Below are 25,273 nucleotides of genomic sequence, written 5' to 3' on the forward strand. Positions count from 1 at the left end.
GCCTGACGCAGCAAGGTTAATGTGTTTCACCCAACGCGATTTTTAAGTGATTTATCCAACCACAAAACCCGCTCCATACCAGCAGATTGATAACCTGAGCTGATGATATTTCATGTTCGAGTAATGGGCTAAACTGGGCGGTGCTAAAGCGATCGGGTGCTCGTGTCAGCCATTGTATCGCCTGAACGGTAGCGCGCTCAACAGAATGACGGTCAGCCCATTGGTTTATTTCGTTTTCGCCCTGAAGCAGAATGCATATTGCTTCTTTATATTCAACATTTGAATGAATTAAAGAGGTGAAACAGGCAACGCTCCCGTTAATTCGTGCACTGAGTAAGGCAGCAAGTTGATGGCTGGATTTTGTTGTTACCAAGGAACTGGATAGCAACGTCACAAAGAGTGAAAGTGAGGCAGGGTGCAGATTCAATATTGCTATCAGTTGGCGGAGTTCGGATGGTAGCTGTCGGAGAGCATTCATCTCTTGCTCTTGCGGATATTTATCCACTTCGTAGCAGGCACGCCAGCCAGTTGATGCTTCAGCAAAAAGTGAACCGTCTGCGTAGCTTTGCACTTCCAGACCGGGTAGCCAGCGTATCGGATGCTCAAGATAAGCCTGAAATGTGGCGATCGCTCGCGCCTGAAAACCAACAAAGCCGATGATTTGATTGATAATTACACAGTCCCAGGCGGTAAGCCCGACATCGTTAAGATGCTGGCGGGACTGACCGTCGATAATAGATGGAGAACCAGCCAGTTGACGGGCATATTGCGTGATTTGCGCCAGCCGATGATTGCTTTCCCTGGAGGAGTCTGGCCCGGGAAGCGGTGTCAGACGCGCGGAATAGTAGTTGCATAACCGCTGGACGCCGCAGACCTGGGCAACCGTCAGGGCGGTCGTCAGGCGTTCATAGGCGGTGAATGTTTGTAAGCGTGTCACTGCAAGCTGGTCGGGGAAGAACTCTACAGCAAGAGCACGCGCCGGGATCAGCCACGAATGAAAGGGATCAAGTGTTTCTTCATCAAGGATCACGTCGAGCAGAAAAGGATCGGTTACCTTTGCGGCTCCCGGAACCAGTGGCAAAACGTCATACTCCGAAGTACTGGATTGCGTTTCATGATACCAGTGGCTTTTACCGGTAATGTGGCGTTGTTCCATGGGTACTCCTTGGTCGTAAAGGAAATCGTTATCCTGACGCAAGGCTGGGAGGGGAGAAAGACGGATCGGCGATAACAAATATCAGAAAGGTATAACAGAGAAATCGGGCGGCAGAACGCCGCCCATCTTTACCAACAGAACGATTATTTCAGTTCCAGTTCGTTCATGGCAGCGATGCTGAAACCGCCATCAACGTGAACGACTTCACCGGAGATACCAGCGGAGAGGTCGGAGCACAGGAACGCTGCAGAGTTACCTACATCTTCAATGGTAACGGTACGACGAATCGGTGTAACCGCTTCGCAGTGAGCCAGCATTTTACGGAAGTCTTTGATGCCGGAAGCCGCCAGAGTACGGATCGGACCCGCAGAGATGGCGTTAACACGCACACCTTCCGGACCCATCGCGTTAGCCATATAGCGTACGTTCGCTTCCAGAGACGCTTTTGCCAGACCCATAACGTTGTAGTTCGGGATAGCGCGTTCGGCGCCCAGGTAGGAGAGGGTCAGCAGGGCAGAACCCGGATTCAGCATGGAACGGCAAGCTTTTGCCATTGCAACGAAGCTGTAAGAGCTGATGTCGTGGGCAATTTTGAAGCCTTCACGGGTAACGGCGTTAACATAGTCACCATCCAGCTGATCGCCAGGTGCAAAACCAATAGAGTGTACGAAGCCGTCAAATTTCGGCCAGACTTTACCCAGTTCAGCGAACATGGTGTCGATGCTGGCATCTTCGGCAACATCGCACTGCAGAACGATGTCAGAACCTAATTGAGCGGCAAATTCTTCTACGCGGCCTTTCAGTTTGTCGTTCTGGTAGGTGAATGCCAGTTCAGCTCCTTCGCGGTGCATCGCCTGAGCGATACCGTAGGCGATGGACAGTTTGCTGGCAACACCGGTTACCAGAATGCGCTTACCGGAAAGAAAACCCATAGCTTTAATCCTTATTGTTGATGCTTGTTGTGCCTGAAAATCAGGCGATTCGTCGTTTAAATAAACAGTACGAACAGATAAACGGTTATTATAATCAACCTGGCTGTGGGTGGCTATAGTTGCCAGGTCCGACCGGAGCAGGGCGCGGGCAGGGTGGGGCTTTTCCCCTCACCCTAACCCTCTCCCCAGAGGGGCGAGGGGATCGTATTGTGCAAATATTGTCACCCCAGCAACAAACAGGCACATACAGCCCCCTAGTCCTTTCAGGGAGAGGGTGACCGGCAGTTCAGTCCTGGCCGAATATTCTTTATCATCCGCCTCTATATTTTCACCACAACAGCCACCCGGCTCGGTCGGCTTCCTCGCCCTTTCAGGGAGAGGGCTGGGGAGAGGGTGACCGGCGATTCAGTCCTTGCCGAATATTCTTCACCATCCGACTCCATGTTTTCACCACAGCAACTACCCGACTCAGTCGGCTCCCTCGCCCTTTCAGGGAGAGGGCTGGGGTGAGGGTGACAGGCGACTCAGTTCCTGCAGAATAATCTCCAGCACCGCCTCCTCATTACAATCAATCTCGTTATTCCAGAAACGCAGCACGGTCCAGCCCTGCGACTCAAGCCAGCGTGTGCGCCTGGTATCATAGGCAACTGTCGAATCATGCTGCCCACCATCCAGCTCAACTACTACACGCGCCGAGCAGCAGGCAAAATCGAGAATGTAGCTCCCCACCGGATGTTGACGGCGAAATTTGAAATCACCAAAACGTCGGCTGCGAAGATATCGCCAGAGCTTTCGTTCCTGCGGGGTGAGATTGCGTCTTAAATAACGCGCATTTGATTTTATTTTATCCATCCACTCATTCTGACAAGATTTAATCCCTTGTCAGAATGAGGTGAATTATCTGGAAGGCGGGTTCAGAAAATCAACGATCTTTGCGCCACGCATCCGCCGTCAACGCTTCGCCAAAGTGCCCGGAAATGAGCCGTTTGGTGAGTTCATGTAGCGGCGATGCCAGCACGTCAGCCGTACTACCGCGCTCGACCACTTCACCCTGATGCATGACCAGAACCTGGTCGCTGATATGCTTCATCATCCCGATATGTTGGGTAACATAAATATAAGAAATGCCCTGTTTCTCTTGTAACTCCAGCATCAGATTAATCAACTGCGAACGCATCGACATATCCAGCGAGGCGAGAGCTTCATCCGCGATAATAACTTTTGGACGCAATATCAGCGCGCGCGCCAGACCCAGACGTTGTTTTTGCCCTGGTGCCAGCATATGCGGATAGTAACTGACGTGATCCGGTAGCAGCCCGACCATACGCATTGTTTCAATAATCTGTTTGCGGCGCTGTTCAGGTTCCAGATCGGTGTTCAAACGCAGAGGAAAATCAAGGATCTGCGAGATACGCTGACGCGGATTCAACGAGGTCGATGGATCCTGAAAAATCATGCGAATCCGCTGGCTGCGGAAGGAGTAATCGCCAAAATGCAGCGGATGATCGTCAATCAATAACTCGCCGCTGGTTGGCTCAATCATTCCCGCCAGCATTTTCGCCAGCGTCGATTTACCGGAGCCGTTTTCACCAATAATCGCCAGCGTCTGGCGTTCACGTAGCGTAAAGCTCAAGGGTTTTACGGCTTCTACGGTCTGACGACGAAACCAGCCAGTTCGGTAGCGGAACGTTTTGCTTAAATTACGCACTTCGAGCAGCGTTTCGATCATCTCACTCTTTCTCCATATTCAGCGGGAAATGACAGGCATAGAGATGATTTTTCGCGCCCGTCAGGCGCGGCGTCACTATACATTCTCGTTGTGCATATGGGCAACGTGGCCCCAGACGACAACCAATGGGTAATTGTTCCAGAAGCGGGATTGCACCAGGCAGCGTATTGAGGCGACTTTTATGCGGCATCGCGCTGCCGAAATCCGGTATCGCGCGGATCAGCGCCTGGGTGTAAGGATGATGCGGCATTGTTACCAGCTCCTTACTTGGCGCGGTTTCCACTGTCTGACCACAATAAAGCACGTTGATTTTATCCGCCCATTGGCTAAGCATTTGTAAGTCATGGCTGATAAGCAAAATAGTAGTATTGCTGTTTTGATTCAAACGCGTCAGCAGGCGAAAGATTTGCGCCTGTGTTGTTGGCTCCATTGAGTTTGTAGGTTCGTCAGCTATTAGCAGACGTGGTTGATTCGCCAGCGCGATGGCAATCATCACTTTCTGGCATTCACCTTCGGTCAACTCATAGGGAAAGCTGCGCATCGCATCTTTGTGATCTTTAATCCCCACGCGGTGCAGCAGCTCAATGGCGCGGCGTTTGCGCCAGCCAAAACGCTGCCACCAACGGCCTTTATAGGTCCAGGCTGGGATGTTTTGCATTAACTGACGCCCCACTCGTTCAGAAGGGTCGAGACACGATTGTGGTTCCTGAAAAATCATCGACACGTTGTGCCCAACCAGCTTGCGCCGTTCGCGCGCGGAAAGACGCAGCAGATCGATGTCATCAAAACGCATACGGTCAGCGGTAACACGCCAGTTATCTTTATTGACGCCACAAATCGCTTTCGCAATCAAACTTTTGCCGGAGCCGGATTCACCAACAAGGCCCCGGATTTCGCCTTCGGTTAAGGTCATACTCACGCGGTCAACGGCTTTAACCCACTCATCACCGGTTTTAAATTCAATGGTCAGGTTACGAATATCCAGTAACGGCATTATTCCACCCCCGCAATAATTGCACGACGCACACCATCACCAAGGAGGTTAACCAACAACACGCTGATCATAATTGCCGCCCCAGGAAGCATGACGGTCCACGGGGCGACATAAATCAGTTCCAGTGCATCGCCGAGCATCGCTCCCCATTCAGGAGAGGGGAGTTGCGCGCCGAGATCAAGAAAGCCCAGCGCGGCAATATCAAGAATTGCCATTGACAGTGCGCGGGTGATCTCAGTGACCAGTCCAGCGGTGATGTTTGGCAGTACGGCAAACCAGAGAATATTCAGCGTCGTTGCCCCATCCAGGCGAGCAGCGATAACGTACTCTTTTTCCAGTTCATCATGCACCATGCTGTAGACCGAACGCACCATACGCGGCAGCAGCGCCAGCCAGACGGCAAACATCGCGTGCGACAAACTCGGCCCGGCAAATGCCACAACGATAATTGCCAGCAGCAGGGACGGGATCGCCAGTAAGGTATCCAGAATATGATTAAGCACCGCTGACCGTAGACCATGCGTCGCACCGGCGAAGGTGCCGAGCACCAGACCACAGATGGTAGCAGCAAGTGTCACCACAAATGCGCCGCCAACGGTAGGCGCAGCGCCGCTCAATAAACGGCTTAAAACGTCGCGTCCGAGGTCGTCAGTCCCCAGGAAGAAAGAGACTTCGCCATAGCGAGACCATGACGGTGGCAACAATTGATAACCGAGAAATTGCTGGTCAATGCCGTAAGGCGCAAACCAGCCGCCAAAAATACACAGCACAGCCAGCCCCGCGCAGCCGTACAGGCCGACCATTGCAGCGGCATCACCATAGAATTTGCGCCAGGCGGTACGCAGCGTGCCCGGTGGGCGCTTCTCGCTGTATACGCTATCGTAAGGCATACCATTCCTTATGTTTCAGAGGGTTAGCCATAGCACCCAAAATATCAGAAATCACGTTAATAATAATGACCAGAGAGCCACACACCATCACACCGGCGGAAATCGCTGCGTAATCTTGTTGGCGAATGGCGTTAATTAACCAGCGCCCCAAACCAGGCCAGCTAAAGACCATTTCGGTGATCATCGCCAGCGTCAGCATGGTGGAAAATTGCAAGCCCAAACGAGGGATGACGGGGGGTAGCGCGTTATGCAGCACATGGCGACGCAAAATAGTAAAGCGTGACAAACCACGGGTCGCCGCCGCTTTCACATAGTTCTGGTCATACACTTCGATAGTGCTGATACGCATCAATCGGATCACTTCAGTTGTTGGCGCAACCGACAGGGTGATGACCGGCAATACCATATGGCGTATTGCGCTCATGATCATTTCATCCCGCCACGGAGAGTCCGAAAGCCAGGCATCAATCAACGCAAAGCCGGTAACAGGTTTCACTTCATACAGCAAATCGAATCGCCCTGAAACGGGCAGCCAGCCCAGCGTCAGCGAACAAAACAGCGTCAGCAGAAGCGCCAGCCAGAAAACCGGGATTGAAAAGCCCAGCAACGCGATGGCATTGATCAAGTTATCTTGCCACTTATGGCGCGTAATCCCGGCAATCATGCCAACCGGGATGCCGACAATCAACGCAAAGCCGAAAGCGAGGATGCATAGCTCAATCGTTGCCGGAAAAACCTCTTTTAACTGTTCGGCTATCGGCTGTCCGTTAATGCTGGAAACGCCAAAATCCCAGTGAATCAGGCCATTAAACCAGAATACCCAGGCATTCCCCAGTGAAGCGCCTTGTAACGGCGCATGTGGCGTGAAATAGCTCAAACTGAAGCCAACAAAAGTCAGCAGGAACAGGGTCACGATCAATAATAAAACGCGGCGTAAGGTGAAGATAATCATGGTTTTTTCACCTCTTGCTTTTCGCGGTATACACCAGCGAAGGAGGCATTACCAAATGGGCTAAGAACCAGCCCTTTGATATCGTACCGATAGGCCTGCAAGCGTAATGATGAGGCCAGCGGCAGAATGGGTAACTCCTGCGCCAGAATACTTTGCGCTTCGTCATAGGCTTCAATACGCGCCGCCAGTTGCTGCGAAGAGAGCGCCTTACGCAACACGTTGTCGAATTTCGGGTCGCACCAGTGGGCGAGGTTGGTCTGCGAATGAATTGCCGCGCAGCTCAGTAGCGGACGGAAGAAACTGTCCGGGTCGTTACTGTCCGTCGCCCAACCGGATAACGTCAGATCATGGCTCATATCCATCAACCGCGCCTCCTGAAAACGACCTTCTACCGGCACAATCACCACTTTCACGCCGACCTGTGCCATATCCGCCTGAATCAGTTCGGCAGTTTTCAGCGGACTGGGGTTCCACGCCTGCGAACGTGTTGGCACCCACAGTTTCAGCGTTAAGTTTTCCAGCCCCAATGCCTTTAACTGTTCGCGTGATTTCGCCGGATTGTATTCGGTAATTTTAGCCTCGTTGTCATAAGCCCACGAGGCGCGCGGTAAAATAGAGGCCGCCGTTTCAGCCGTACCGTAATAGATAGATTGCATCAGGCGCTGGTTATTAATCGCCAGTGCCAGCGCATGACGGACAGCCGGATTATTTAGCGGCGGTTTGGCGGTGTTAAATGCCAGATAGGCGACGTTCATCCCCGGACGCAGCGTTAAACGCAAACGCGGGTCGTCGCGCAAAATGGATAGCTGGCTGGCAGCAGGCCAGGCCAGAACATCACATTCACCGGTCAATAGTTTCGACAGACGTCCGGTGCCACCAGAGCCTAAATCCACCACCACCTGCGGCATCAACGGTTTGCCTCGCCAGAACTCATCATGACGTTGCAGGCGAATATATTGCCCCGTGCGATTTTCCGACAGTTTATACGGCCCGGTGCCTACGGGTTGGCGGTCGAGTTGTTCCTGACGATCTTCTTTCTCTAATTTCTGCGCATATTCGGCAGACATTACTGACGCATAATGGGTCGCCAGATGCCATAAAAAAGAAGCATCCGGCTGGGCCAGACGGAACTCAATGGTATGATTATCCAGCTTGCGGACGCTTTTCACGTTATCAGCAAATTGCAGGCTGTCGAAATAGGGAAAGTTGCTCCCGTTGACGTTATGCCACGGGTTGTTACGGTCAAAAATTCGCTGGAAGGTAAACACCACATCGTCGGCATTCATTTTGCGAGTAGGCGTAAACCAGTCGGTTTTTTGAAACGGGACATCGCGACGCAGGTGGAAGCGATAGGTCGCGCCGTTGTCGAGCACTTCCCAGCTTTCGGCAAGTTCCGGCATCAGACGATAAGTATAAGGATCGACATCCAGTAGTCGATCATAAAACTGGGCGGCAAGGGTATCGACAATTAACCCACTGCTCGCTTTGGATGGGTTAAAGGTGTTGACCTGTCCGCTGACGCAATAGACAAAACCGCTGTCGCGGATATCAGCGTGCGGGGTGGGTTCAGGCGCGGCGATTGCCTGACCACTCACAAGTCCAGCAATCACCAAAAGAGACGATAATACCTGGCGCATAATATTAAGGGATTTTATGTAAAGAGGCTATCTTACTAATATTTAATGACATTTGCCATTACCGTTTGTGTTCAGGGGTCGTAATGAGGGCCGTGTGGTTGGTCGTTGAACAGGTGACGTCGCCATCTGTTCAACATTCGTACCCGTGATTTCTTATAACTATAACTCACAGAACTACTTAGCGAGGTGCCGTTTGACTTGCTCGTAAGAAGCCAGCCCGAACTGGCCTTAATAAAGGATTACTCATTACCCCATTGATTCAAAAACTCTGCGATCTCATCAATGCGTGCGGGATTGATCCCCGCTTCAGCAGCCATGTCATGCTGAGCTTCTTCGCTGATCTCTTCATTATTCATCAAACGGGTGAGCAGTAACTGGAAGTAGTGAGCCAGTGGCGTGCGTTCAGCTTCTGCGACAGGTTCTGCGCATTCGGTCGCGTACTCATCGGCAATATCAAAATATTTTAGTGGGATATCGTGGTTCATTATTTGCCCTGGGGTTAATGCGTTAAGCACAGGGGCGGATGATAGCACTCGTGATCCGGGTCATACATCTTTTTATGGATAATGGCGCTGCGTATTGCCAACAGGCAGGGCAATACGCAGCGCATCCAACACATTACGTCTCGCTCACTGGTGTTCTGTCACCTTCATACAACGGCACTTTGCGATAGCGGCGGATCAGATACCACAAATATGCGCCGCCTAACGAGGCCCAAACCAGACCGAGCGTCAGTGAAGTTGACTCCAGGTTAACCCACAACACGCCTACCGTCAGCGCGCCAACCAGCGGCATCAGCAAATAGTGAAAGTGATCCTTCCAGCTTTTATTCATTCCTTTACGCCGCCAGAAATGATTAAACACCGACAAATTGACGAAGGTAAATGCCACCAACGCGCCGAAGTTAATCAATGCTGTAGCGGTGACTAAATCAAAGAACAGCGCCGACAACGCGACAATCCCGACCATAATGACGTTCAGCGCCGGGGTACGCCATTTCGGGTGCACATAGCCAAACACGCGCTCCGGAAACACATTGTCACGCCCCATCACATACAGCAGACGCGACACGCTGGCATGTGAAGCCAGGCCAGACGCTAATGTGTTCACAAACGTGGTGCAGAGGAAAATCGACTGGAACAGCTTGCCGCCGACGTACAGTGCAATCTCCGGCAGCGCGGCATCCGGGTCTTTAAAGCGGCTGATATCCGGGAAGAACAGTTGCATAAAGAACGACGCGGCAATAAATATAACGCCACCGTAAACCGCCGTCAGGAAGATGGCTTTCGGGATCACGCGCGCGGCGTCCGGCGTCTCTTCTGAAAGCGTGGTCACCGCATCAAAACCAAGAAACGAGAAGCACACGATCGTCGCCCCGGTAATAATCGGAATCAGATGCGCGTTCTCACTGATAAACGGCTGTAGCGACCAGACGGTGCCGACACCTTCCCCTTTATGTAGCCCCTGAACCACCAGGAAGATGAACACCACCATGATGGAGATCTGCACCAGTACAAACAGGGTATTGAAGTTAGCGACCAGGTTGACGCTCTTCAGATTCGCGGCGGTTAAAATGGCGACGAAGGTTACCACCCACACCCACGGCGGCACTTCCGGGAAGAGGGCGGAGAGATAGATTTTCGCCAACAAGACGTTGATCATCGGTAAAAAAAGATAATCCAGCAGCGATGACCAGCCGACCATAAAACCGACGTGCGGGTTAATCGACTTTTGCGCGTAGGTATAGGCCGAGCCAGCTTCCGGGAACTGGCGAACCAGTTTGCCGTAGCTGATCGCGGTAAACAGCACGCCGGCCAGCGCCAGCAGGTAGGACGCCGGAACGTGGCCGTCGCTGATACCGGAGACAATGCCAAAGGTATCGAACACGGTCATCGGCGTGAGATAGGCCAGACCCATCATCACCACCTGCCACAATTTCAGTGATTTTCGCAGGCGGGTTTTGCCCGGTTGTGCAGCAATGTCCAGCGGTGAATTAATAGCCATAATCGTTGCCTCCACTGCGTAATCGGGTTTGCGGTCGCGTCGACCTGAAATCAAACCTGTTTAGCAGGGGAAGCAAAGGGGGCGGAGTCCGGTCAGTCGCAGGGGGAGCGCATACGCAGCCTCCCTCGCCATGCGGGAATTTCATCATCGGCATCATCTCATTTCCTCGTCACAGTCTTAATCGTTAACGGAAGCCCGTTGCCGCCTGCGCTCCATAACGCGACATCCGGGAAATGTCTGGATTACCAGCAAATGTCAGGCCTGGCTCCGCTCAGGCCGATGAGGCAACCCCCGCAAGGGGGCACTATGCGTTTTTCAACATCCACTCAATTTCTGTTTCTGTGATGAGGCGCTCAAACTGCAACAGCTCATCATTTTTACAGGCGTGATACACATGACAGAAACGCTCGCCTAAATAGTGGCGCAGGTGATCGTTCTCGATAAACTCCCACAGGGCATCGCTCTGGCGAATCGGGAAGGGTAATCCTTCCTGTTCCAGCCCGTTACCTTCGACTTCTTCCTGCAACGGCAGCTCATTATCAAGACCGTGCAGAATACCGGCAAAAATCGCCGCCATCACCAGATACGGGTTGGCATCGGCACCCGCCACGCGATACTCCACACGGTGGTTATGACGATCGCCACACGGAATACGCAGGGCAACGGTACGGTTGTTATGACCCCACGATGCCTGCGTCGGCACATACATGCCCGGCTGGAAGCGGCGATATGAGTTCACGTTCGGCGCCAGCAATGCCATTGATGACGGCATCAGATCTATCATCCCGGCGAGCATCTTTTTCAGCAGCGGCGAATCTTCGCCTTCCGCGTCAGAAAGCACGTTCTCGCCACGATTATTTTGCATACTGATATGGATATGCATCCCGCTGCCCGCGTGTTCTTCATACGGCTTCGCCATAAAAGTGGCGTGCATCTTATGCTTTTCCGCCATCAAGCGCACCAGGCGTTTAAGGGCTAATGCATCATCGCAGGCTTCCAGCACGTTATCGGTATGGTAAAGGTTGATTTCAAACTGGCCTGGCGAAGCCTCGGCGACCGCACCATCTGCCGGAATCAGCTGTAATTGCGCCAGTTCATCAATATCATTGAGCACATCGGCGAAGTGGTTGAGGTTATCGACAGAGTAGACCTGGCTTTGGGTATTGCGGTCATCGGTGCCGGGCGCGCAGGGCGGTTGCAGATACCCTTCGGCGTCGCGCTGGCGATCCAGTAAATAGAACTCCAGCTCTACCGCTACGACCGGGAACAATCCGCGCTGGCGTAGCTGTTGCCACAGGCGGTTGAGTACATTCCTCGGCTCAACGTCAAAGGGAGCGCCATCTTCATCGACCATGGTCAGAAGCATTTGACCAATAAACTCAGGATCGGCGGCAGAAGGGGTTAAAGAACCGAGAATAGGGACACAGGTACGATCTGGCTCGCCCATTTCTTGACCTAGCCCTGCTTCTTCTACCACATTGCCCAGAATATCCATCGCAAACACCGAAGCCGGGAAGTAGCATCCTTTCTCCAGTTTTTTCAGGCTGGAGAAGGGGACGCGTTTTCCACGAAAACAGCCATTAAGATCGGTAAGTAAAACATCAACATATTGCGTATTCGGGTAGCGTTCCAGATAGCGTTTCACTTCCTGCGTAAAGGCGCTACCCCGCCTCTCTTCTGACTGCTGAACAAAGTTCTCTACTTCAACGATATTGGTTTCCATGATTCTTCGCCTTTGGTTTTGTTTTCCACTCGTTATCAGAGCGTAAAATATAATGACCACTCTTCGAATCTGTATGCAAACTAAATGTTTGTCAAATGTTAAATTGAGTTTGCAAAAAAGAAAACTCACTGCTAGATTGAAAAAATATTGAACAGAAAGGTCATTTAAACCGCAGTAATGGCGATAATTTAGTCCACTTTGTGAGATTGAGCATGGAAAATATAATGAACAATCCTGTTATCGGTGTCGTAATGTGCAGGAACAGGCTTAAGGGTCATGAGACCCAGACTCTGCAAGAAAAGTACCTGAATGCCATCATTCACGCAGGTGGTTTGCCGATTGCGCTTCCCCATGCGCTGGCTGAGCCGTCATTACTTGAAGAACTTTTGCCGAAACTTGATGGCATTTATCTTCCTGGTAGCCCCAGCAATGTGCAGCCGCACCTATATGGTGAAAACGGCGATGAGCCTGACGCCGATCCCGGGCGTGATCTTCTGAGCATGGCGTTAATTAACGCTGCACTCGAAAGGCGCATCCCCATTTTCGCCATCTGCCGGGGTTTACAGGAACTGGTGGTGGCAACCGGAGGTTCGTTGCATCGCAAGCTGTGCGAACAGCCTGAATTGCTGGAACATCGGGAAGATCCCGAACTGCCGGTGGAGCAGCAATATGCGCCGTCGCATGAAGTTCAGGTTGAAGAGGGGGGATTACTGTCTGCGCTGTTACCTGAATGTAGCAACTTTTGGGTAAACTCTCTGCATGGACAAGGGGCGAAGGTTGTTAGCCCACGGTTGCGTGTTGAAGCTCGCTCGCCGGATGGCTTAGTTGAGGCGGTGAGCGTCATCAATCATCCTTTCGCGCTGGGCGTACAGTGGCACCCGGAATGGAACAGTAGCGAGTACGCGCTTTCGCGTATATTGTTCGAGGGCTTTATCACCGCTTGTCAGCACCATATCGCTGAAAAACAGCGACTCTGACCACTACAGTTTAAGGAAATGCAAATATGAGTGATGAGGGACTGGCGCCAGGAAAACGCTTGTCGGAAATCCGCCAGCAGCAGGGGCTTTCACAACGTCGTGCCGCCGAACTCTCCGGGCTGACTCACAGTGCTATCAGTACGATAGAACAGGATAAAGTCAGCCCTGCCATCAGTACGCTGCAAAAGCTGCTGAAGGTGTATGGACTGTCACTCTCGGAATTCTTTTCCGAGCCGGAAAAACCTGATGAGCCGCAGGTCGTCATTAATCAGGACGACTTAATTGAAATGGGCAGTCAGGGTGTGTCAATGAAGCTGGTTCATAACGGTAACCCGAATCGCACGTTGGCGATGATCTTTGAAACGTACCAGCCGGGCACAACCACTGGGGAAAGAATTAAGCATCAGGGTGAGGAAATAGGCACTGTACTGGAAGGTGAAATTGTTCTGACCATTAATGGACAGGATTATCACCTCGTTGCGGGGCAAAGTTATGCCATTAATACCGGCATCCCGCACAGTTTCAGCAATACGTCGGCAGGCATTTGCCGAATTATCAGCGCCCATACACCCACCACGTTTTAATCTTTTAGCTCTGTAAGCCGGGTAAGCGCAATGCGCCCGGCAATCTATAAAGAATGTCGCCAGAAATAAACGGGCATACGGCTCGGGGATCTCTGCGCCCTGACGTTCACAAACTGCATATATCTGATAGACGTGAAACAGGAGTCATAATGAATTTTCATCATCTGGCTTACTGGCAGGATAAAGCGTTAAGTCTCGCCATTGAAACCCGCTTATTTATTAACGGTGAATATACCGCTGCGGCGGAAAACGAAACCTTCGAAACCGTTGATCCGGTCACCCAGGCGCCGCTAGCGAATATTGCGCGCGGTAAAAGCGCCGATATCGACCGCGCAGTGAGTGCGGCACGCAGCGTATTTGAACGCGGCGACTGGTCGCAGGCCGTCCCGGCAAAACGCAAAGCGGTGTTGAATAAACTCGCCGATTTAATGGAAGCCAACGCCGAAGAACTGGCGTTGCTGGAAACGCTCGATACCGGCAAACCGATTCGTCACAGCCTGCGTGATGATATTCCCGGCGCGGCACGCGCCATTCGCTGGTACGCCGAAGCGATCGATAAAGTGTATGGCGAAGTGGCGACCACCAGTAGCCATGAGCTGGCGATGATTGTGCGCGAACCGGTCGGCGTAATTGCCGCCATCGTCCCGTGGAACTTCCCGCTGTTGCTGACCTGCTGGAAACTCGGCCCGGCGCTGGCGGCAGGTAACAGCGTTGTCCTGAAGCCGTCTGAAAAATCACCGCTCAGTGCGATTCGCCTTGCGGGGCTGGCGAAAGAAGCAGGTCTGCCGGATGGCGTGCTGAACGTAGTAACTGGTTTTGGTCATGAGGCGGGGCAGGCGCTTTCTCGTCATAACGATATCGATGCCATCGCCTTTACCGGCTCCACGCGTACCGGTAAACAACTGCTGAAAGACGCAGGCGACAGCAACATGAAACGCGTCTGGCTGGAAGCAGGTGGTAAAAGCGCCAACATCGTTTTTGCTGACTGCCCGGATTTGCAACAGGCGGCAAGCGCGACCGCCGCAGGCATCTTCTACAACCAGGGGCAGGTGTGCATCGCCGGAACCCGTTTATTGCTGGAAGAGAGCATCGCCGATGAGTTTTTAGCCCTGTTAAAACAGCAGGCGCAAAACTGGCAGCCAGGGCATCCACTTGATCCTGCAACCACGATGGGCACCTTAATCGACTGCGCTCATGCCGACTCGGTACACACCTTTATTCGTGAAGGCGAAAGCAAAGGGCAACTGCTGCTGGATGGTCGTAACGCTGAACTGACTGCGGCCATCGGCCCGACCATCTTTGTCGACGTAGACCCCAATGCGTCTCTAAGTCGCGAAGAGATTTTCGGCCCGGTGCTGGTGGTCACGCGTTTCACATCAGAAGACCAGGCGCTACAGCTTGCCAACGACAGCCAGTACGGGCTCGGTGCGGCGGTATGGACACGCGATCTCTCCCGCGCGCACCGCATGAGCCGCCGTTTGAAAGCTGGTTCCGTCTTCGTCAACAACTACAACGATGGCGATATGACCGTACCGTTTGGCGGTTATAAGCAGAGCGGCAACGGTCGCGACAAATCCCTGCACGCCCTTGAAAAATTCACTGAACTGAAAACCATCTGGATAAGCCTGGAGGCCTGAAATGACCGAACATACCAGTAGTTACTACGCCGCCAGTGCGAATAAATATGCGCCTTTCGACACGCTGAATGAGTCAATCACGTGTGATGTTTGCGTGGTTGGCGGCGGCTACACCGGGCTTTCCTCTGCACTGCATCTGGCGGAAGCGGGCTTTGACGTGGTGGTACTCGAAGCCTCACGCATCGGCTTTGGCGCCAGCGGGCGTAACGGCGGTCAGCTTGTAAACTCCTACAGCCGCGACATCGACGTAATCGAAAAAAGCTACGGCATGGACACCGCCCGTATGCTCGGCAGCATGATGTTTGAAGGTGGCGAGATCATTCGCGAGCGCATCAAACGTTATCAGATTGACTGCGACTACCGCCCCGGCGGCCTGTTTGTGGCGATGAATGATAAGCAGCTCGCGACTCTTGAAGAGCAGAAAGAGAACTGGGAACGCTATGGTAACAATCAACTCGAACTGCTGGACGCCAGTGCCATTCGCCGTGAAGTTGCCAGCGATCGCTACACCGGTGCGCTGCTGGATCACAGCGGCGGGCATATTCACCCGCTGAACCTCGCTATTGGTGAAGCCGACGCCATTCGTCTGAACGGCGGACGTGTGTATGAGCTTTCTGCGGTGACGCAGATCCAGCACACCACGCCAGCCGTGGTGCGGACTGCCAAAGGTCAGGTAACGGCGAAGTATGTGATTGTCGCCGGGAATGCGTATCTGGGCGATAAAGTGGAGCCGGAACTGGCGAAGCGCAGTATGCCGTGCGGCACGCAGGTAATCACCACCGAGCGGCTTTCCGATGATTTAGCCCGTTCGCTGATCCCGAAAAACTACTGTGTCGAAGACTGTAACTATCTGCTTGATTACTACCGCCTGACTGCCGATAACCGCCTGCTGTACGGTGGTGGCGTGGTGTATGGCGCACGTGACCCGGATGACGTTGAGCGCCTGGTGGTGCCGAAACTGCTGAAAACCTTCCCGCAGTTGCAGGGCGTAAAAATCGACTACCGCTGGACGGGCAACTTCCTGCTGACCCTGTCGCGTATGCCGCAGTTTGGTCGCCTCGATAAAAACATTTACTACATGCAGGGCTACAGCGGCCACGGCGTTACCTGTACCCATCTCGCCGGGCGTTTAATTGCTGAACTGCTGCGCGGAGATGCCGAGCGTTTCGACGCCTTCGCCAATCTGCCGCATTACCCGTTCCCCGGCGGGCGCACGCTGCGCGTGCCGTTTACCGCGATGGGCGCGGCTTATTACAGCCTGCGCGATCGTCTGGGCGTTTAATTTCCGATTAACAGTGAAGAGTCAAAAGGTGTGAAACATGAGCAACAATGAATTCCATCAGCGTCGTCTTTCTGCCACCCCGCGCGGGGTGGGCGTGATGTGTAACTTCTTCGCCCAGTCGGCTGAAAACGCCACGCTGAAGGATGTTGAAGGCAACGAGTACATCGATTTTGCCGCAGGCATTGCGGTGCTGAACACCGGGCATCGCCACCCTGAACTGGTCGCGGCAGTGGAACAGCAGTTGCAGCAGTTCACCCATACGGCGTACCAGATCGTGCCGTACGAAAGCTACGTCACCCTGGCGGAGAAAATCAACGCCCTTGCGCCGGTCAGTGGTCAGGCTAAAACCGCGTTCTTCACCACCGGTGCGGAAGCGGTGGAAAACGCAGTGAAAATCGCCCGCGCCCATACCGGACGCCCTGGCGTGATTGCGTTTAGCGGCGGCTTCCACGGTCGCACGTATATGACTATGGCGCTGACCGGCAAAGTCGCGCCGTACAAAATTGGCTTCGGCCCGTTCCCCGGTTCGGTTTATCACGTGCCGTATCCGTCAGATTTACAGGGCATTTCGACGCAAGATTCTCTCGCCGCCATCGAGCGTTTGTTTAAATCAGACATCGAAGCGAAGCAGGTTGCCGCCATTATTTTCGAACCGGTACAGGGCGAGGGCGGATTTAACGTGGCGCCAAAAGAGCTGGTTGCCGCCATTCGCCGCCTGTGCGATGAGCACGGCATTGTGATGATTGCTGATGAAGTGCAAAGCGGTTTTGCGCGTACCGGTAAACTGTTTGCCATGGATCATTACGCCGATAAGCCGGACTTAATGACGATGGCGAAAAGCCTCGCGGGTGGTATGCCGCTTTCGGGCGTGGTCGGTAATGCCAACATTATGGACGCGCCCGCGCCGGGCGGGCTTGGCGGTACCTACGCCGGGAACCCGCTGGCGGTCGCTGCCGCGCACGCGGTGCTCAACATTATCGACAAAGAATCCCTTTGCGACCGTGCGAATCAACTCGGTCAGCGCCTGACGCAAACGCTGATTGAGGCCAAAGAAAGCGTTCCGGCCATTGCTGCGGTACGCGGTCTGGGGTCGATGATTGCGGCAGAATTTAACGACCCGCAAACGGGCGAGCCGTCAGCCGCCATTGCGCAGAAAATTCAGCAACGCGCGCTGGCGCAGGGGCTGTTACTGTTGACCTGTGGCGCATACGGCAACGTGATTCGTTTCCTGTATCCGCTGACCATCCCGGATGCGCAATTCGATGCGGCAATGAAAATTTTGCAGGATGCGCTGAGAGATTAATAGCCCAACGCAATAATGCCTGATGCGCTGCGCTTATCAGGCCTACAAACGGCGTATTGATTTTGTAGGCTTGATCGCCTCATCCGGCAAGCCACATTGCCCAACTCCACTAAATCTGGTGCTTTTTAAGCAATGCGCGGAACTGATGATAGGTTAACCCCAGCAATTCAGCCGCGCGCTTCTGGTTATATTTCCCCTGTTGCAAACTGAGTTGCAGCAACTCTTTTTCCTGCTGCAGCTGAAACTCACGTAAATCCAGCGGCAGCGTTGGAAGCGAGGTGTTTTCTGAAACGGCGATAGTGTCTTCAGGTGGACGCCGTTTAAAGGGATCAATAATGATCTCATCAAGCGGATAATCGCTGGTGCCGTGGCGATACACCGAACGTTCCACCACGTTTTTCAATTCACGGATATTTCCCGGCCAGCGATAGTTCAGCAACGTTTCTCTGGCGCGCTCGGTAAAACCAGGAAACAGAGGCAGTTTTATTTCCCGACACATCTGGATGGCGAAGTGCTCCGCCATCAGCATAATGTCGCTTTCACGCTCGCGTAGTGGCGGCAGTTGCACTACATCAAAAGCCAGCCGGTCGAGCAGGTCAGCGCGAAAAGTACCTTCATTGACCATCGCCGGGAGATCGGCATTCGTCGCGCATACCAACCGCACATTCACCTGCAATGGCTGGCTGCCGCCAACGCGCTCCAGTTCACCGTACTCAATCACACGCAATAATTTTTCCTGCACCATCATCGGTGCTGTAGCGAGTTCATCAAGAAATAGCGTACCGCCGTCGGCACGTTCAAATCGTCCCGGATGGCGTTTTTGCGCTCCGGTAAACGCACCGGCTTCGTGACCAAACAGTTCGGAATCCAGCAGATTTTCATTTAACGCTGCGCAGTTAAGGGAAATAAACGGCCCTTGCCAGCGGGAGGAGAGATAATGCAAACGGCTGGCGATCAGCTCTTTACCGGTGCCGCGCTCGCCAATAATCAAAACCGGTTTGTCCAGCGGCGCGAGATGCGAAACCTGTTCCAGCACTTCAAGAAAGCTGTTCGCCTCACCGAGTAAGTTATCTTTGTATTCTGCCATGATGAAATTCGCCACTTGTTAGTGTAATTCGCTAATTCATCCTGGCATGTTGCTGTTGAATCTTCAATCAGATCTTTATAAATCAAAAAGATAAAAAATTGGCACGCAAATTGTATTAACAGTTCAGCAGGACAATCCTGAACGAAGAAATCAAGAGGACAACATTATGGGTATTTTTTCTCGCTTTGCCGACATCGTGAACGCCAACATCAACGCCCTGTTAGAGAAAGCGGAAGATCCGCAGAAACTGGTGCGTCTGATGATCCAGGAAATGGAAGATACATTAGTTGAAGTGCGTTCTACCTCGGCGCGTGCACTGGCGGAAAAGAAACAGCTGACTCGCCGTATTGAACAAGCGTCGGCGCGTGAAGTTGAGTGGCAGGAAAAAGCCGAACTGGCGCTGCTGAAAGAGAGAGAAGATCTGGCGCGTGCGGCGTTAATTGAAAAACAGAAACTGACCGATCTGATTAAGAGCCTGGAGCACGAAGTGACGCTGGTGGACGATACGCTGGAGCGTATGAAGAAAGAGATTGGTGAGCTGGAAAACAAATTGAGCGAAACACGTGCTCGCCAGCAAGCATTGATGTTGCGTCACCAGGCAGCAAACTCGTCGCGTGATGTGCGTCGTCAACTGGACAGTGGCAAACTGGATGAAGCAATGGCGCGTTTCGAATCTTTCGAGCGTCGTATCGACCAGATGGAAGCGGAAGCCGAAAGCCACAGCTTCGGCAAACAAAAATCGCTGGACGATCAGTTTGCCGAACTGAAAGCCGATGATGCAATCAGTGAGCAACTGGCACAATTAAAAGCCAAAATGAAGCAAGACAATCAATAATAACATCCAGGCGGCGTCCGAACGCGCCGCCGCTCATCGTCTAAGGAGTACTTATGAGCGCGCTATTTCTGGCTATTCCGTTAACCATTTTTGTGCTGTTTGTTTTACCGATCTGGTTATGGCTGCATTACAGCAACCGATCCAGTCGCGGTGAATTGTCGCAAAGCGAACAGCAGCGATTAGTGCAACTGGCTGATGAAGCAAAACGGATGCGCGAACGCATTCAGGCGCTGGAATCCATTCTTGATGCAGAACATCCGAACTGGAGGGATCGCTAATGGCGGGCATTAATCTCAATAAAAAGTTATGGCGTATTCCACAGCAGGGCATGGTGCGCGGCGTCTGCGCGGGGATTGCTAATTATTTTGATGTACCGGTAAAACTGGTGCGTATCCTCGTGGTGCTGTCGATTTTCTTCGGCCTGGCGCTATTTACCCTGGTTGCTTACATCATTTTGTCATTTGCTCTTGACCCGATGCCGGACAACATGGCGTATGGTGAACAACAACCTTCCAGCAGCGAATTGCTGGATGAAGTCGATCGTGAACTGGCGGCCAGTGAAACGCGTTTACGCGAGATGGAACGTTATGTCACTTCCGATACCTTCACACTGCGTAGCCGTTTCCGTCAATTGTGAGGAAAGTTATGAATACTCGCTGGCAACAAGCTGGGCAAAAGGTGAAGCCTGGTTTCAAATTAGCAGGCAAGCTGGTTCTTCTCACCGCTCTGCGCTACGGCCCGGCGGGTGTGGCGGGTTGGGCGATAAAATCTGTTGCTCGCCGACCGCTGAAAATGTTGTTGGCTGTGGCGCTGGAACCGCTGTTAAGTCGGGCTGCCAATAAACTGGCGCAGCGTTATAAAAGGTGAGGGGAGTTTCGCAAAAATTGTTAAATCTCAGGCGTATAATGGATGGCAATTTTCATCCATAGAAGGACGCTTACATGTTTAAAAAAGGCTTACTTGCGCTGACGCTGGCGTTTTCACTGCCTGTTTTTGCTGCTGAACACTGGATCGATGTTCGTGTTCCAGAACAGTATCAGCAAGAACACGTTCAGGGAGCCATCAATATTCCCCTGAAGGAAGTGAAAGAGCGCATTGCCACCGCCGTTCCGGATAAAAACGACACCGTGAAAGTGTATTGCAACGCTGGACGCCAGTCCGGGCAGGCAAAAGAGATCCTCAACGAAATGGGATATACCCACGTTGAGAACGCCGGTGGTCTTAAAGACATTGCGATGCCGAAGGTCAAAGGTTAACAAATTACTTATTGAGCGGTGTAAATAACGCCGCTTATTCATTTGATAAATCAAAATTAACCCACATTATTATCTCCAGCATCTCATCCTTTCTACAGCTTTCTGGCACAGGACAGCAATGAAGCGACTCAAAAATGAACTTAACGCGCTGGTGAATCGTGGCGTCGACAGGCACCTGCGACTGGCGGTAACCGGACTTAGCCGTAGTGGCAAAACGGCGTTTATCACCGCGATGGTCAATCAGTTGCTCAATATTCATGCAGGAGCACGCTTGCCGCTGTTAAGCGCGGTGCGTGAAGAGCGCCTGCTGGGTGTGAAGCGTATTCCACAGCGCGATTTTGGCATTCCGCGTTTTACTTACGACGAAGGGTTAGCGCAGCTGTACGGCGACCCTCCCGCCTGGCCGACGCCAACGCGTGGTGTCAGCGAAATCCGCCTGGCATTGCGTTATAAATCGAACGATTCGCTACTGCGTCACTTCAAAGACACCTCCACGCTGTATCTGGAGATTGTGGATTATCCCGGCGAGTGGCTACTCGATCTGCCAATGCTGGCGCAGGACTATTTAAGTTGGTCACGCCAGATGACGGGCTTGCTTAATGGTCAGCGCGGCGAGTGGTCGGCAAAATGGCGGATGATGTGCGAAGGACTTGATCCGTTAGCGCCTGCCGACGAAAACCGTCTTGCAGATATCGCCGCCGCGTGGACCGATTATCTCCACCACTGCAAACAGCAGGGGCTGCACTTTATTCAGCCTGGGCGCTTTGTTCTACCGGGGGATATGGCAGGCGCACCCGCGCTGCAATTCTTCCCGTGGCCGGATGTCGATGCCTGGGGCGAATCGAAACTGGCACAGGCCGATAAGAATACCAACGCCGGAATGCTGCGCGAGCGGTTTAATTATTACTGCGAGAAAGTGGTGAAGGGGTTCTATAAAAACCACTTTTTGCGTTTTGACCGCCAGATTGTGCTGGTGGATTGCCTGCAACCGCTCAACAGTGGACCGCAGGCATTTAATGACATGCGTCTGGCGCTGACGCAGTTGATGCAAAGTTTCCACTACGGGCAACGTACGCTTTTCCGCCGCTTGTTCTCGCCAGTTATCGACAAATTGCTGTTTGCCGCGACGAAAGCGGATCATGTGACCATCGATCAGCACGCCAATATGGTTTCATTACTGCAACAACTGATTCAGGATGCCTGGCAAAATGCGGCGTTTGAAGGGATCAGCATGGATTGTCTGGGGCTGGCCTCCGTACAGGCGACCACCAGCGGCATTATCGACGTCAACGGCGAGAAAATCCCGGCTCTGCGCGGTAATCGACTGAGCGATGGCGCACCGCTCACCGTTTACCCTGGTGAAGTTCCTGCGCGTTTGCCCGGTCAGGCGTTCTGGGATAAGCAAGGCTTCCAGTTTGAAGCGTTTCGCCCGCAGGTGATGGATGTCGATAAACCGCTGCCGCATATTCGCCTTGATGCCGCGCTGGAATTTTTAATAGGAGATAAATTGCGATGACCGAACCGTTAAAACCACGTATTGATTTCGACGGTCCGCTGGAAGTCGATCAGAACCCTAAATTTAAGGCGCAGCAGACCTTTGATGAAAATCAGGCGCAAAATTTTGCCCCGGCGACGCTCGACGAAGCGCCGGAAGAAGAGGGGCAAGTCGAAGCGGTAATGGATGCGGCGCTGCGTCCGAAACGCAGTCTGTGGCGTAAAATGGTCATGGGTGGGGTGGCGCTGTTTGGCGCGAGCGTTGTTGGCCAGGGCGTGCAGTGGACGATGAATGCCTGGCAAACTCAGGATTGGGTAGCACTGGGCGGTTGTGCCGCTGGGGCATTGATTATCGGGGCTGGCGTTGGCTCAGTGGTAACAGAGTGGCGACGCTTATGGCGCTTGCGCCAGCGTGCGCACGAACGCGATGAAGCGCGCGATTTGTTGCATAGTCACGGCACTGGCAAAGGGCGCGCATTTTGCGAGAAACTGGCGCAGCAGGCCGGTATTGATCAGTCGCATCCGGCGCTGCAACGCTGGTATGCCTCAATCCATGAAACGCAGAACGATCGTGAAGTCGTCAGTCTGTACGCACATCTGGTTCAGCCAGTGCTGGATGCGCAGGCGCGCAGAGAAATCAGCCGTTCGGCGGCAGAATCTACCCTGATGATTGCCGTAAGCCCGTTGGCACTGGTGGATATGGCGTTTATTGCCTGGCGTAATCTGCGGTTGATTAATCGTATCGCTACGCTCTATGGCATTGAACTGGGTTATTACAGCCGTTTGCGCCTGTTCAAACTGGTATTGCTGAATATCGCTTTTGCCGGTGCTAGCGAGCTGGTGCGTGAAGTGGGGATGGACTGGATGTCACAAGATCTCGCTGCTCGTTTGTCAACGCGTGCTGCCCAGGGGATTGGCGCCGGACTCCTGACCGCGCGACTGGGAATTAAAGCTATGGAACTTTGCCGTCCGCTGCCGTGGATCGACGATGACAAACCTCGCCTGGGGGATTTTCGTCGCCAGCTTATCGGTCAGGTAAAGGAGACGCTGCAAAAGGGCAAAACGACCAGCGAATAATAACGCAATATCGGGTGCTGATCGGATATCTTTACGCCGAAGTGCCCGATTATCCGTCGTTGTGTCAATCTTTGTTGACAGAAATCTTCCTGCCACTCGAATAGTGTCATATCATCATATTAATTGTTCTTTTCTCAGGTGAAGGTTCCCATGCGTCTGGAAGTCTTTTGTGAAGACCGACTCGGTCTGACCCGCGAATTACTCGATCTACTGGTTCTAAGAGGCATCGATTTACGCGGTATTGAGATTGACCCAATCGGGCGGATTTACCTCAATTTTGCCGAACTGGATTTTGACAGTTTCAGCAGCCTGATGGCGGAAATTCGCCGTATTGCAGGTGTTACCGATGTGCGCACTGTGTCATGGATGCCTTCCGAGCGCGAACATCTGGCGTTGAGCGCATTGCTTGAGGCGTTGCCTGAACCCGTGCTTTCGGTCGATATGAAAAGCAAAGTGGATATGGCGAATCCGGCGAGCTGTCAGCTATTTGGTCAAAAACTTGATCGTTTGCGCAATCATACCGCTGCGCAATTGATTAACGGATTTAATTTTTTACGCTGGCTGGAGAGTGACCCGCAGGATTCGCATAACGAACATGTGGTGATTAACGGGCAAAATTTCTTGATGGAGATAACGCCGGTTTATTTGCAGGATGAACACGACCAACACGTCCTGACCGGTGCGGTAGTGATGCTGCGCTCGACGATTCGTATGGGGCGTCAGTTGCAAAATGTGGCTGCGCAGGATGTCAGCGCCTTTAGTCAGATTGTCGCCGTTAGCCCGAAAATGAAACACGTTGTCGAGCAGGCTCAGAAACTGGCGATGTTAAGCGCGCCACTGCTGATTACGGGTGACACGGGTACTGGTAAAGATCTCTTTGCTTACGCCTGTCATCAGGCCAGCCCTCGCGCCGGTAAACCTTACCTGGCGCTGAACTGCGCGTCTATACCGGAAGATGCCGTTGAGAGCGAACTGTTTGGACATGCCCCGGAAGGGAAGAAAGGGTTCTTTGAGCAGGCGAACGGCGGTTCAGTGCTGCTGGATGAGATTGGTGAGATGTCGCCGCGAATGCAGGCTAAATTGCTGCGTTTCCTTAATGATGGCACTTTCCGTCGGGTTGGCGAAGATCACGAGGTACATGTCGATGTGCGGGTGATTTGCGCGACGCAAAAGAATCTGGTTGAGTTGGTGCAAAAAGGCGTATTTCGGGAAGATCTCTATTATCGCCTGAATGTGTTGACGCTGAATCTGCCACCGCTGCGAGACTGTCCGCAGGATATCATGCCGTTAACCGAATTGTTCGTCGCCCGCTTTGCTGACGAGCAGGGAGTACCCCGGCCGAAATTGGCTGCCGATCTGAATACCGTGCTGACACGTTATGGCTGGCCGGGTAACGTGAGGCAGTTGAAAAATGCTGTCTATCGTGCACTCACCCAACTGGACGGCTACGAACTGCGTCCACAAGACATTTTGCTGCCAGATTATGACGCGACAACCGTTGCCGTGGGCGAAGATGCGATGGAAGGTTCGCTGGATGAAATCACCAGTCGATTTGAGCGTTCGGTGTTAACCCAGCTTTATCGCAATTATCCCAGCACGCGCAAACTGGCAAAACGTCTGGGCGTTTCACATACCGCGATTGCCAACAAATTGCGTGAATACGGCCTGAGCCAGAAAAAGAGCGAAGAGTAAACACGTAAAATGCCTGATGGCGCAATACCATC

General features: G+C 52.8%; 26 protein-coding genes. 13 read left to right on the forward strand and 13 right to left on the reverse strand.

Annotation, left to right across the window (positions count from 1 at the left end; genetic code table 11):
• Positions 1-16: 16 nt before the first annotated feature.
• From A7Z29_RS10420 to puuA, 12 genes are all read right to left on the reverse strand, one after another.
• The gene (locus A7Z29_RS10420; protein WP_105290180.1) at positions 17-1,156 is read right to left on the reverse strand and encodes a CMD domain-containing protein; all 1,140 of its coding nucleotides are present in this window, start codon (positions 1,154-1,156) and stop codon (positions 17-19) included.
• A gap of 143 nt (positions 1,157-1,299) precedes the next feature.
• A complete protein-coding gene (gene fabI / locus A7Z29_RS10425; RefSeq protein ID WP_000506490.1) occupies positions 1,300-2,088 on the reverse strand; it encodes an enoyl-ACP reductase FabI in 789 nt (262 codons plus the stop codon).
• Between the two features lie 489 nt (positions 2,089-2,577).
• Positions 2,578-2,940 (reverse strand): DUF559 domain-containing protein, encoded by a 363-nt coding sequence (locus tag A7Z29_RS10435; RefSeq protein ID WP_000357908.1) that lies wholly within the window; start codon positions 2,938-2,940, stop codon positions 2,578-2,580.
• Between the two features lie 70 nt (positions 2,941-3,010).
• Positions 3,011-3,817 carry a peptide ABC transporter ATP-binding protein SapF gene (gene sapF, locus A7Z29_RS10440; protein WP_000573415.1) on the reverse strand — a complete coding sequence of 269 codons (807 nt, stop codon included), beginning with the start codon at positions 3,815-3,817 and terminating at the stop codon, positions 3,011-3,013.
• A 1-nt stretch (position 3,818) separates the two neighbouring features.
• A complete protein-coding gene (sapD, locus tag A7Z29_RS10445; RefSeq protein WP_001128858.1) occupies positions 3,819-4,811 on the reverse strand; it encodes a peptide ABC transporter ATP-binding protein SapD in 993 nt (330 codons plus the stop codon).
• On the reverse strand, positions 4,811-5,701 hold the full coding sequence (gene sapC / locus A7Z29_RS10450; RefSeq protein ID WP_001146145.1) for a peptide ABC transporter permease SapC: 891 nt from the start codon (positions 5,699-5,701) through the stop codon (positions 4,811-4,813). The genes sapD and sapC overlap by 1 nt, the downstream gene beginning before the upstream one ends.
• Positions 5,688-6,653 carry a putrescine export ABC transporter permease SapB gene (sapB, locus tag A7Z29_RS10455; RefSeq protein WP_000583301.1) on the reverse strand — a complete coding sequence of 322 codons (966 nt, stop codon included), beginning with the start codon at positions 6,651-6,653 and terminating at the stop codon, positions 5,688-5,690. Before sapB ends, sapC begins: the two co-directional genes overlap by 14 nt.
• On the reverse strand, positions 6,650-8,290 hold the full coding sequence (gene sapA, locus A7Z29_RS10460; protein ID WP_105290181.1) for an ABC transporter substrate-binding protein SapA: 1,641 nt from the start codon (positions 8,288-8,290) through the stop codon (positions 6,650-6,652). The genes sapB and sapA overlap by 4 nt, the downstream gene beginning before the upstream one ends.
• 239 nt (positions 8,291-8,529) lie before the next feature.
• The gene (locus A7Z29_RS10470; RefSeq protein WP_001015108.1) at positions 8,530-8,775 is read right to left on the reverse strand and encodes a YmjA family protein; all 246 of its coding nucleotides are present in this window, start codon (positions 8,773-8,775) and stop codon (positions 8,530-8,532) included.
• 133 nt (positions 8,776-8,908) lie between these two features.
• Positions 8,909-10,294: a putrescine/proton symporter PuuP gene (puuP, locus tag A7Z29_RS10475; protein ID WP_024212412.1), complete on the reverse strand. Its 1,386-nt coding sequence runs from the start codon at positions 10,292-10,294 to the stop codon at positions 8,909-8,911.
• Positions 10,284-10,448 carry a YmjE family protein gene (locus tag A7Z29_RS23220; protein ID WP_123058409.1) on the reverse strand — a complete coding sequence of 55 codons (165 nt, stop codon included), beginning with the start codon at positions 10,446-10,448 and terminating at the stop codon, positions 10,284-10,286. Before A7Z29_RS23220 ends, puuP begins: the two co-directional genes overlap by 11 nt.
• A gap of 150 nt (positions 10,449-10,598) precedes the next feature.
• Complete coding sequence (puuA, locus tag A7Z29_RS10480) at positions 10,599-12,017, reverse strand: glutamate-putrescine ligase (RefSeq protein ID WP_000449634.1); 1,419 nt, start codon at positions 12,015-12,017, stop codon at positions 10,599-10,601.
• A 212-nt stretch (positions 12,018-12,229) separates the two neighbouring features.
• Here puuA and puuD point away from each other — a divergent pair, with 212 nt between their 5' ends.
• From puuD to puuE, 5 genes are all read left to right on the forward strand, one after another.
• Positions 12,230-12,994 carry a gamma-glutamyl-gamma-aminobutyrate hydrolase gene (puuD, locus tag A7Z29_RS10485; RefSeq protein ID WP_010344757.1) on the forward strand — a complete coding sequence of 255 codons (765 nt, stop codon included), beginning with the start codon at positions 12,230-12,232 and terminating at the stop codon, positions 12,992-12,994.
• Between the two features lie 26 nt (positions 12,995-13,020).
• Positions 13,021-13,578 (forward strand): HTH-type transcriptional regulator PuuR, encoded by a 558-nt coding sequence (gene puuR / locus A7Z29_RS10490; RefSeq protein ID WP_001278727.1) that lies wholly within the window; start codon positions 13,021-13,023, stop codon positions 13,576-13,578.
• 149 nt (positions 13,579-13,727) lie between these two features.
• Positions 13,728-15,215: an aldehyde dehydrogenase PuuC gene (gene puuC / locus A7Z29_RS10495; protein ID WP_105290182.1), complete on the forward strand. Its 1,488-nt coding sequence runs from the start codon at positions 13,728-13,730 to the stop codon at positions 15,213-15,215.
• A 1-nt stretch (position 15,216) separates the two neighbouring features.
• Positions 15,217-16,497 carry a gamma-glutamylputrescine oxidase gene (gene puuB, locus A7Z29_RS10500; protein WP_105290183.1) on the forward strand — a complete coding sequence of 427 codons (1,281 nt, stop codon included), beginning with the start codon at positions 15,217-15,219 and terminating at the stop codon, positions 16,495-16,497.
• A 37-nt stretch (positions 16,498-16,534) separates the two neighbouring features.
• On the forward strand, positions 16,535-17,800 hold the full coding sequence (gene puuE / locus A7Z29_RS10505) for a 4-aminobutyrate transaminase (protein WP_105290184.1): 1,266 nt from the start codon (positions 16,535-16,537) through the stop codon (positions 17,798-17,800).
• A gap of 109 nt (positions 17,801-17,909) precedes the next feature.
• On the opposite strand, the gene pspF is transcribed toward puuE, so the two are convergent.
• Positions 17,910-18,887, reverse strand: coding sequence for a phage shock protein operon transcriptional activator (gene pspF, locus A7Z29_RS10510; protein ID WP_105290249.1), 978 nt, complete (start codon positions 18,885-18,887; stop codon positions 17,910-17,912).
• A 166-nt stretch (positions 18,888-19,053) separates the two neighbouring features.
• Between pspF and pspA the strand changes: the two genes are divergently transcribed.
• The 8 genes from pspA (at position 19,054) to tyrR (ending at position 25,241) form a co-directional block, all read left to right on the forward strand.
• Positions 19,054-19,722: a phage shock protein PspA gene (gene pspA, locus A7Z29_RS10515; protein ID WP_000511032.1), complete on the forward strand. Its 669-nt coding sequence runs from the start codon at positions 19,054-19,056 to the stop codon at positions 19,720-19,722.
• 53 nt (positions 19,723-19,775) lie between these two features.
• On the forward strand, positions 19,776-20,000 hold the full coding sequence (gene pspB, locus A7Z29_RS10520) for an envelope stress response membrane protein PspB (RefSeq protein ID WP_085460748.1): 225 nt from the start codon (positions 19,776-19,778) through the stop codon (positions 19,998-20,000).
• Complete coding sequence (gene pspC, locus A7Z29_RS10525) at positions 20,000-20,359, forward strand: envelope stress response membrane protein PspC (RefSeq protein ID WP_000907390.1); 360 nt, start codon at positions 20,000-20,002, stop codon at positions 20,357-20,359. Before pspB ends, pspC begins: the two co-directional genes overlap by 1 nt.
• Before the next feature lie 8 nt (positions 20,360-20,367).
• Positions 20,368-20,589, forward strand: coding sequence for a phage shock protein PspD (pspD, locus tag A7Z29_RS10530; protein WP_001295585.1), 222 nt, complete (start codon positions 20,368-20,370; stop codon positions 20,587-20,589).
• 74 nt (positions 20,590-20,663) lie between these two features.
• Positions 20,664-20,978 (forward strand): thiosulfate sulfurtransferase PspE, encoded by a 315-nt coding sequence (gene pspE / locus A7Z29_RS10535; RefSeq protein WP_000473117.1) that lies wholly within the window; start codon positions 20,664-20,666, stop codon positions 20,976-20,978.
• A gap of 118 nt (positions 20,979-21,096) precedes the next feature.
• Positions 21,097-22,494 carry a YcjX family GTP-binding protein gene (locus A7Z29_RS10540; protein WP_105290185.1) on the forward strand — a complete coding sequence of 466 codons (1,398 nt, stop codon included), beginning with the start codon at positions 21,097-21,099 and terminating at the stop codon, positions 22,492-22,494.
• Positions 22,491-23,549: a YcjF family protein gene (locus A7Z29_RS10545; RefSeq protein WP_105280516.1), complete on the forward strand. Its 1,059-nt coding sequence runs from the start codon at positions 22,491-22,493 to the stop codon at positions 23,547-23,549. The genes A7Z29_RS10540 and A7Z29_RS10545 overlap by 4 nt, the downstream gene beginning before the upstream one ends.
• 150 nt (positions 23,550-23,699) lie before the next feature.
• Complete coding sequence (gene tyrR, locus A7Z29_RS10550) at positions 23,700-25,241, forward strand: transcriptional regulator TyrR (RefSeq protein WP_010344747.1); 1,542 nt, start codon at positions 23,700-23,702, stop codon at positions 25,239-25,241.
• Positions 25,242-25,273 lie beyond the last annotated feature (32 nt).

Origin of the sequence: Escherichia sp. MOD1-EC6842 (assembly GCF_002965705.1) — a bacterium.
In the GTDB taxonomy this organism is placed as follows: domain Bacteria; phylum Pseudomonadota; class Gammaproteobacteria; order Enterobacterales; family Enterobacteriaceae; genus Escherichia; species Escherichia ruysiae.

What these genes read in the sequence shown, in the direction of transcription:
- pspA (WP_000511032.1), top strand. Translation starts at nt 19,054, where the DNA reads ATGGGTATTTTTTCTCGCTTTGCCGACATCGTGAACGCCAACATCAAC.
- puuC (WP_105290182.1), top strand. Translation starts at nt 13,728, where the DNA reads ATGAATTTTCATCATCTGGCTTACTGGCAGGATAAAGCGTTAAGTCTC.
- tyrR (WP_010344747.1), top strand. Translation starts at nt 23,700, where the DNA reads ATGCGTCTGGAAGTCTTTTGTGAAGACCGACTCGGTCTGACCCGCGAA.
- puuP (WP_024212412.1), bottom strand. Translation starts at nt 10,294, where the DNA reads ATGGCTATTAATTCACCGCTGGACATTGCTGCACAACCGGGCAAAACC.
- puuR (WP_001278727.1), top strand. Translation starts at nt 13,021, where the DNA reads ATGAGTGATGAGGGACTGGCGCCAGGAAAACGCTTGTCGGAAATCCGC.
- puuE (WP_105290184.1), top strand. Translation starts at nt 16,535, where the DNA reads ATGAGCAACAATGAATTCCATCAGCGTCGTCTTTCTGCCACCCCGCGC.
- sapA (WP_105290181.1), bottom strand. Translation starts at nt 8,290, where the DNA reads ATGCGCCAGGTATTATCGTCTCTTTTGGTGATTGCTGGACTTGTGAGT.
- pspD (WP_001295585.1), top strand. Translation starts at nt 20,368, where the DNA reads ATGAATACTCGCTGGCAACAAGCTGGGCAAAAGGTGAAGCCTGGTTTC.
- sapC (WP_001146145.1), bottom strand. Translation starts at nt 5,701, where the DNA reads ATGCCTTACGATAGCGTATACAGCGAGAAGCGCCCACCGGGCACGCTG.
- A7Z29_RS10470 (WP_001015108.1), bottom strand. Translation starts at nt 8,775, where the DNA reads ATGAACCACGATATCCCACTAAAATATTTTGATATTGCCGATGAGTAC.
- A7Z29_RS23220 (WP_123058409.1), bottom strand. Translation starts at nt 10,448, where the DNA reads ATGCCGATGATGAAATTCCCGCATGGCGAGGGAGGCTGCGTATGCGCT.
- sapB (WP_000583301.1), bottom strand. Translation starts at nt 6,653, where the DNA reads ATGATTATCTTCACCTTACGCCGCGTTTTATTATTGATCGTGACCCTG.
- fabI (WP_000506490.1), bottom strand. Translation starts at nt 2,088, where the DNA reads ATGGGTTTTCTTTCCGGTAAGCGCATTCTGGTAACCGGTGTTGCCAGC.
- pspE (WP_000473117.1), top strand. Translation starts at nt 20,664, where the DNA reads ATGTTTAAAAAAGGCTTACTTGCGCTGACGCTGGCGTTTTCACTGCCT.
- pspB (WP_085460748.1), top strand. Translation starts at nt 19,776, where the DNA reads ATGAGCGCGCTATTTCTGGCTATTCCGTTAACCATTTTTGTGCTGTTT.
- sapD (WP_001128858.1), bottom strand. Translation starts at nt 4,811, where the DNA reads ATGCCGTTACTGGATATTCGTAACCTGACCATTGAATTTAAAACCGGT.
- puuB (WP_105290183.1), top strand. Translation starts at nt 15,217, where the DNA reads ATGACCGAACATACCAGTAGTTACTACGCCGCCAGTGCGAATAAATAT.
- pspC (WP_000907390.1), top strand. Translation starts at nt 20,000, where the DNA reads ATGGCGGGCATTAATCTCAATAAAAAGTTATGGCGTATTCCACAGCAG.
- sapF (WP_000573415.1), bottom strand. Translation starts at nt 3,817, where the DNA reads ATGATCGAAACGCTGCTCGAAGTGCGTAATTTAAGCAAAACGTTCCGC.
- puuA (WP_000449634.1), bottom strand. Translation starts at nt 12,017, where the DNA reads ATGGAAACCAATATCGTTGAAGTAGAGAACTTTGTTCAGCAGTCAGAA.
- puuD (WP_010344757.1), top strand. Translation starts at nt 12,230, where the DNA reads ATGGAAAATATAATGAACAATCCTGTTATCGGTGTCGTAATGTGCAGG.
- A7Z29_RS10420 (WP_105290180.1), bottom strand. Translation starts at nt 1,156, where the DNA reads ATGGAACAACGCCACATTACCGGTAAAAGCCACTGGTATCATGAAACG.
- A7Z29_RS10435 (WP_000357908.1), bottom strand. Translation starts at nt 2,940, where the DNA reads ATGGATAAAATAAAATCAAATGCGCGTTATTTAAGACGCAATCTCACC.
- A7Z29_RS10540 (WP_105290185.1), top strand. Translation starts at nt 21,097, where the DNA reads ATGAAGCGACTCAAAAATGAACTTAACGCGCTGGTGAATCGTGGCGTC.
- A7Z29_RS10545 (WP_105280516.1), top strand. Translation starts at nt 22,491, where the DNA reads ATGACCGAACCGTTAAAACCACGTATTGATTTCGACGGTCCGCTGGAA.
- pspF (WP_105290249.1), bottom strand. Translation starts at nt 18,887, where the DNA reads ATGGCAGAATACAAAGATAACTTACTCGGTGAGGCGAACAGCTTTCTT.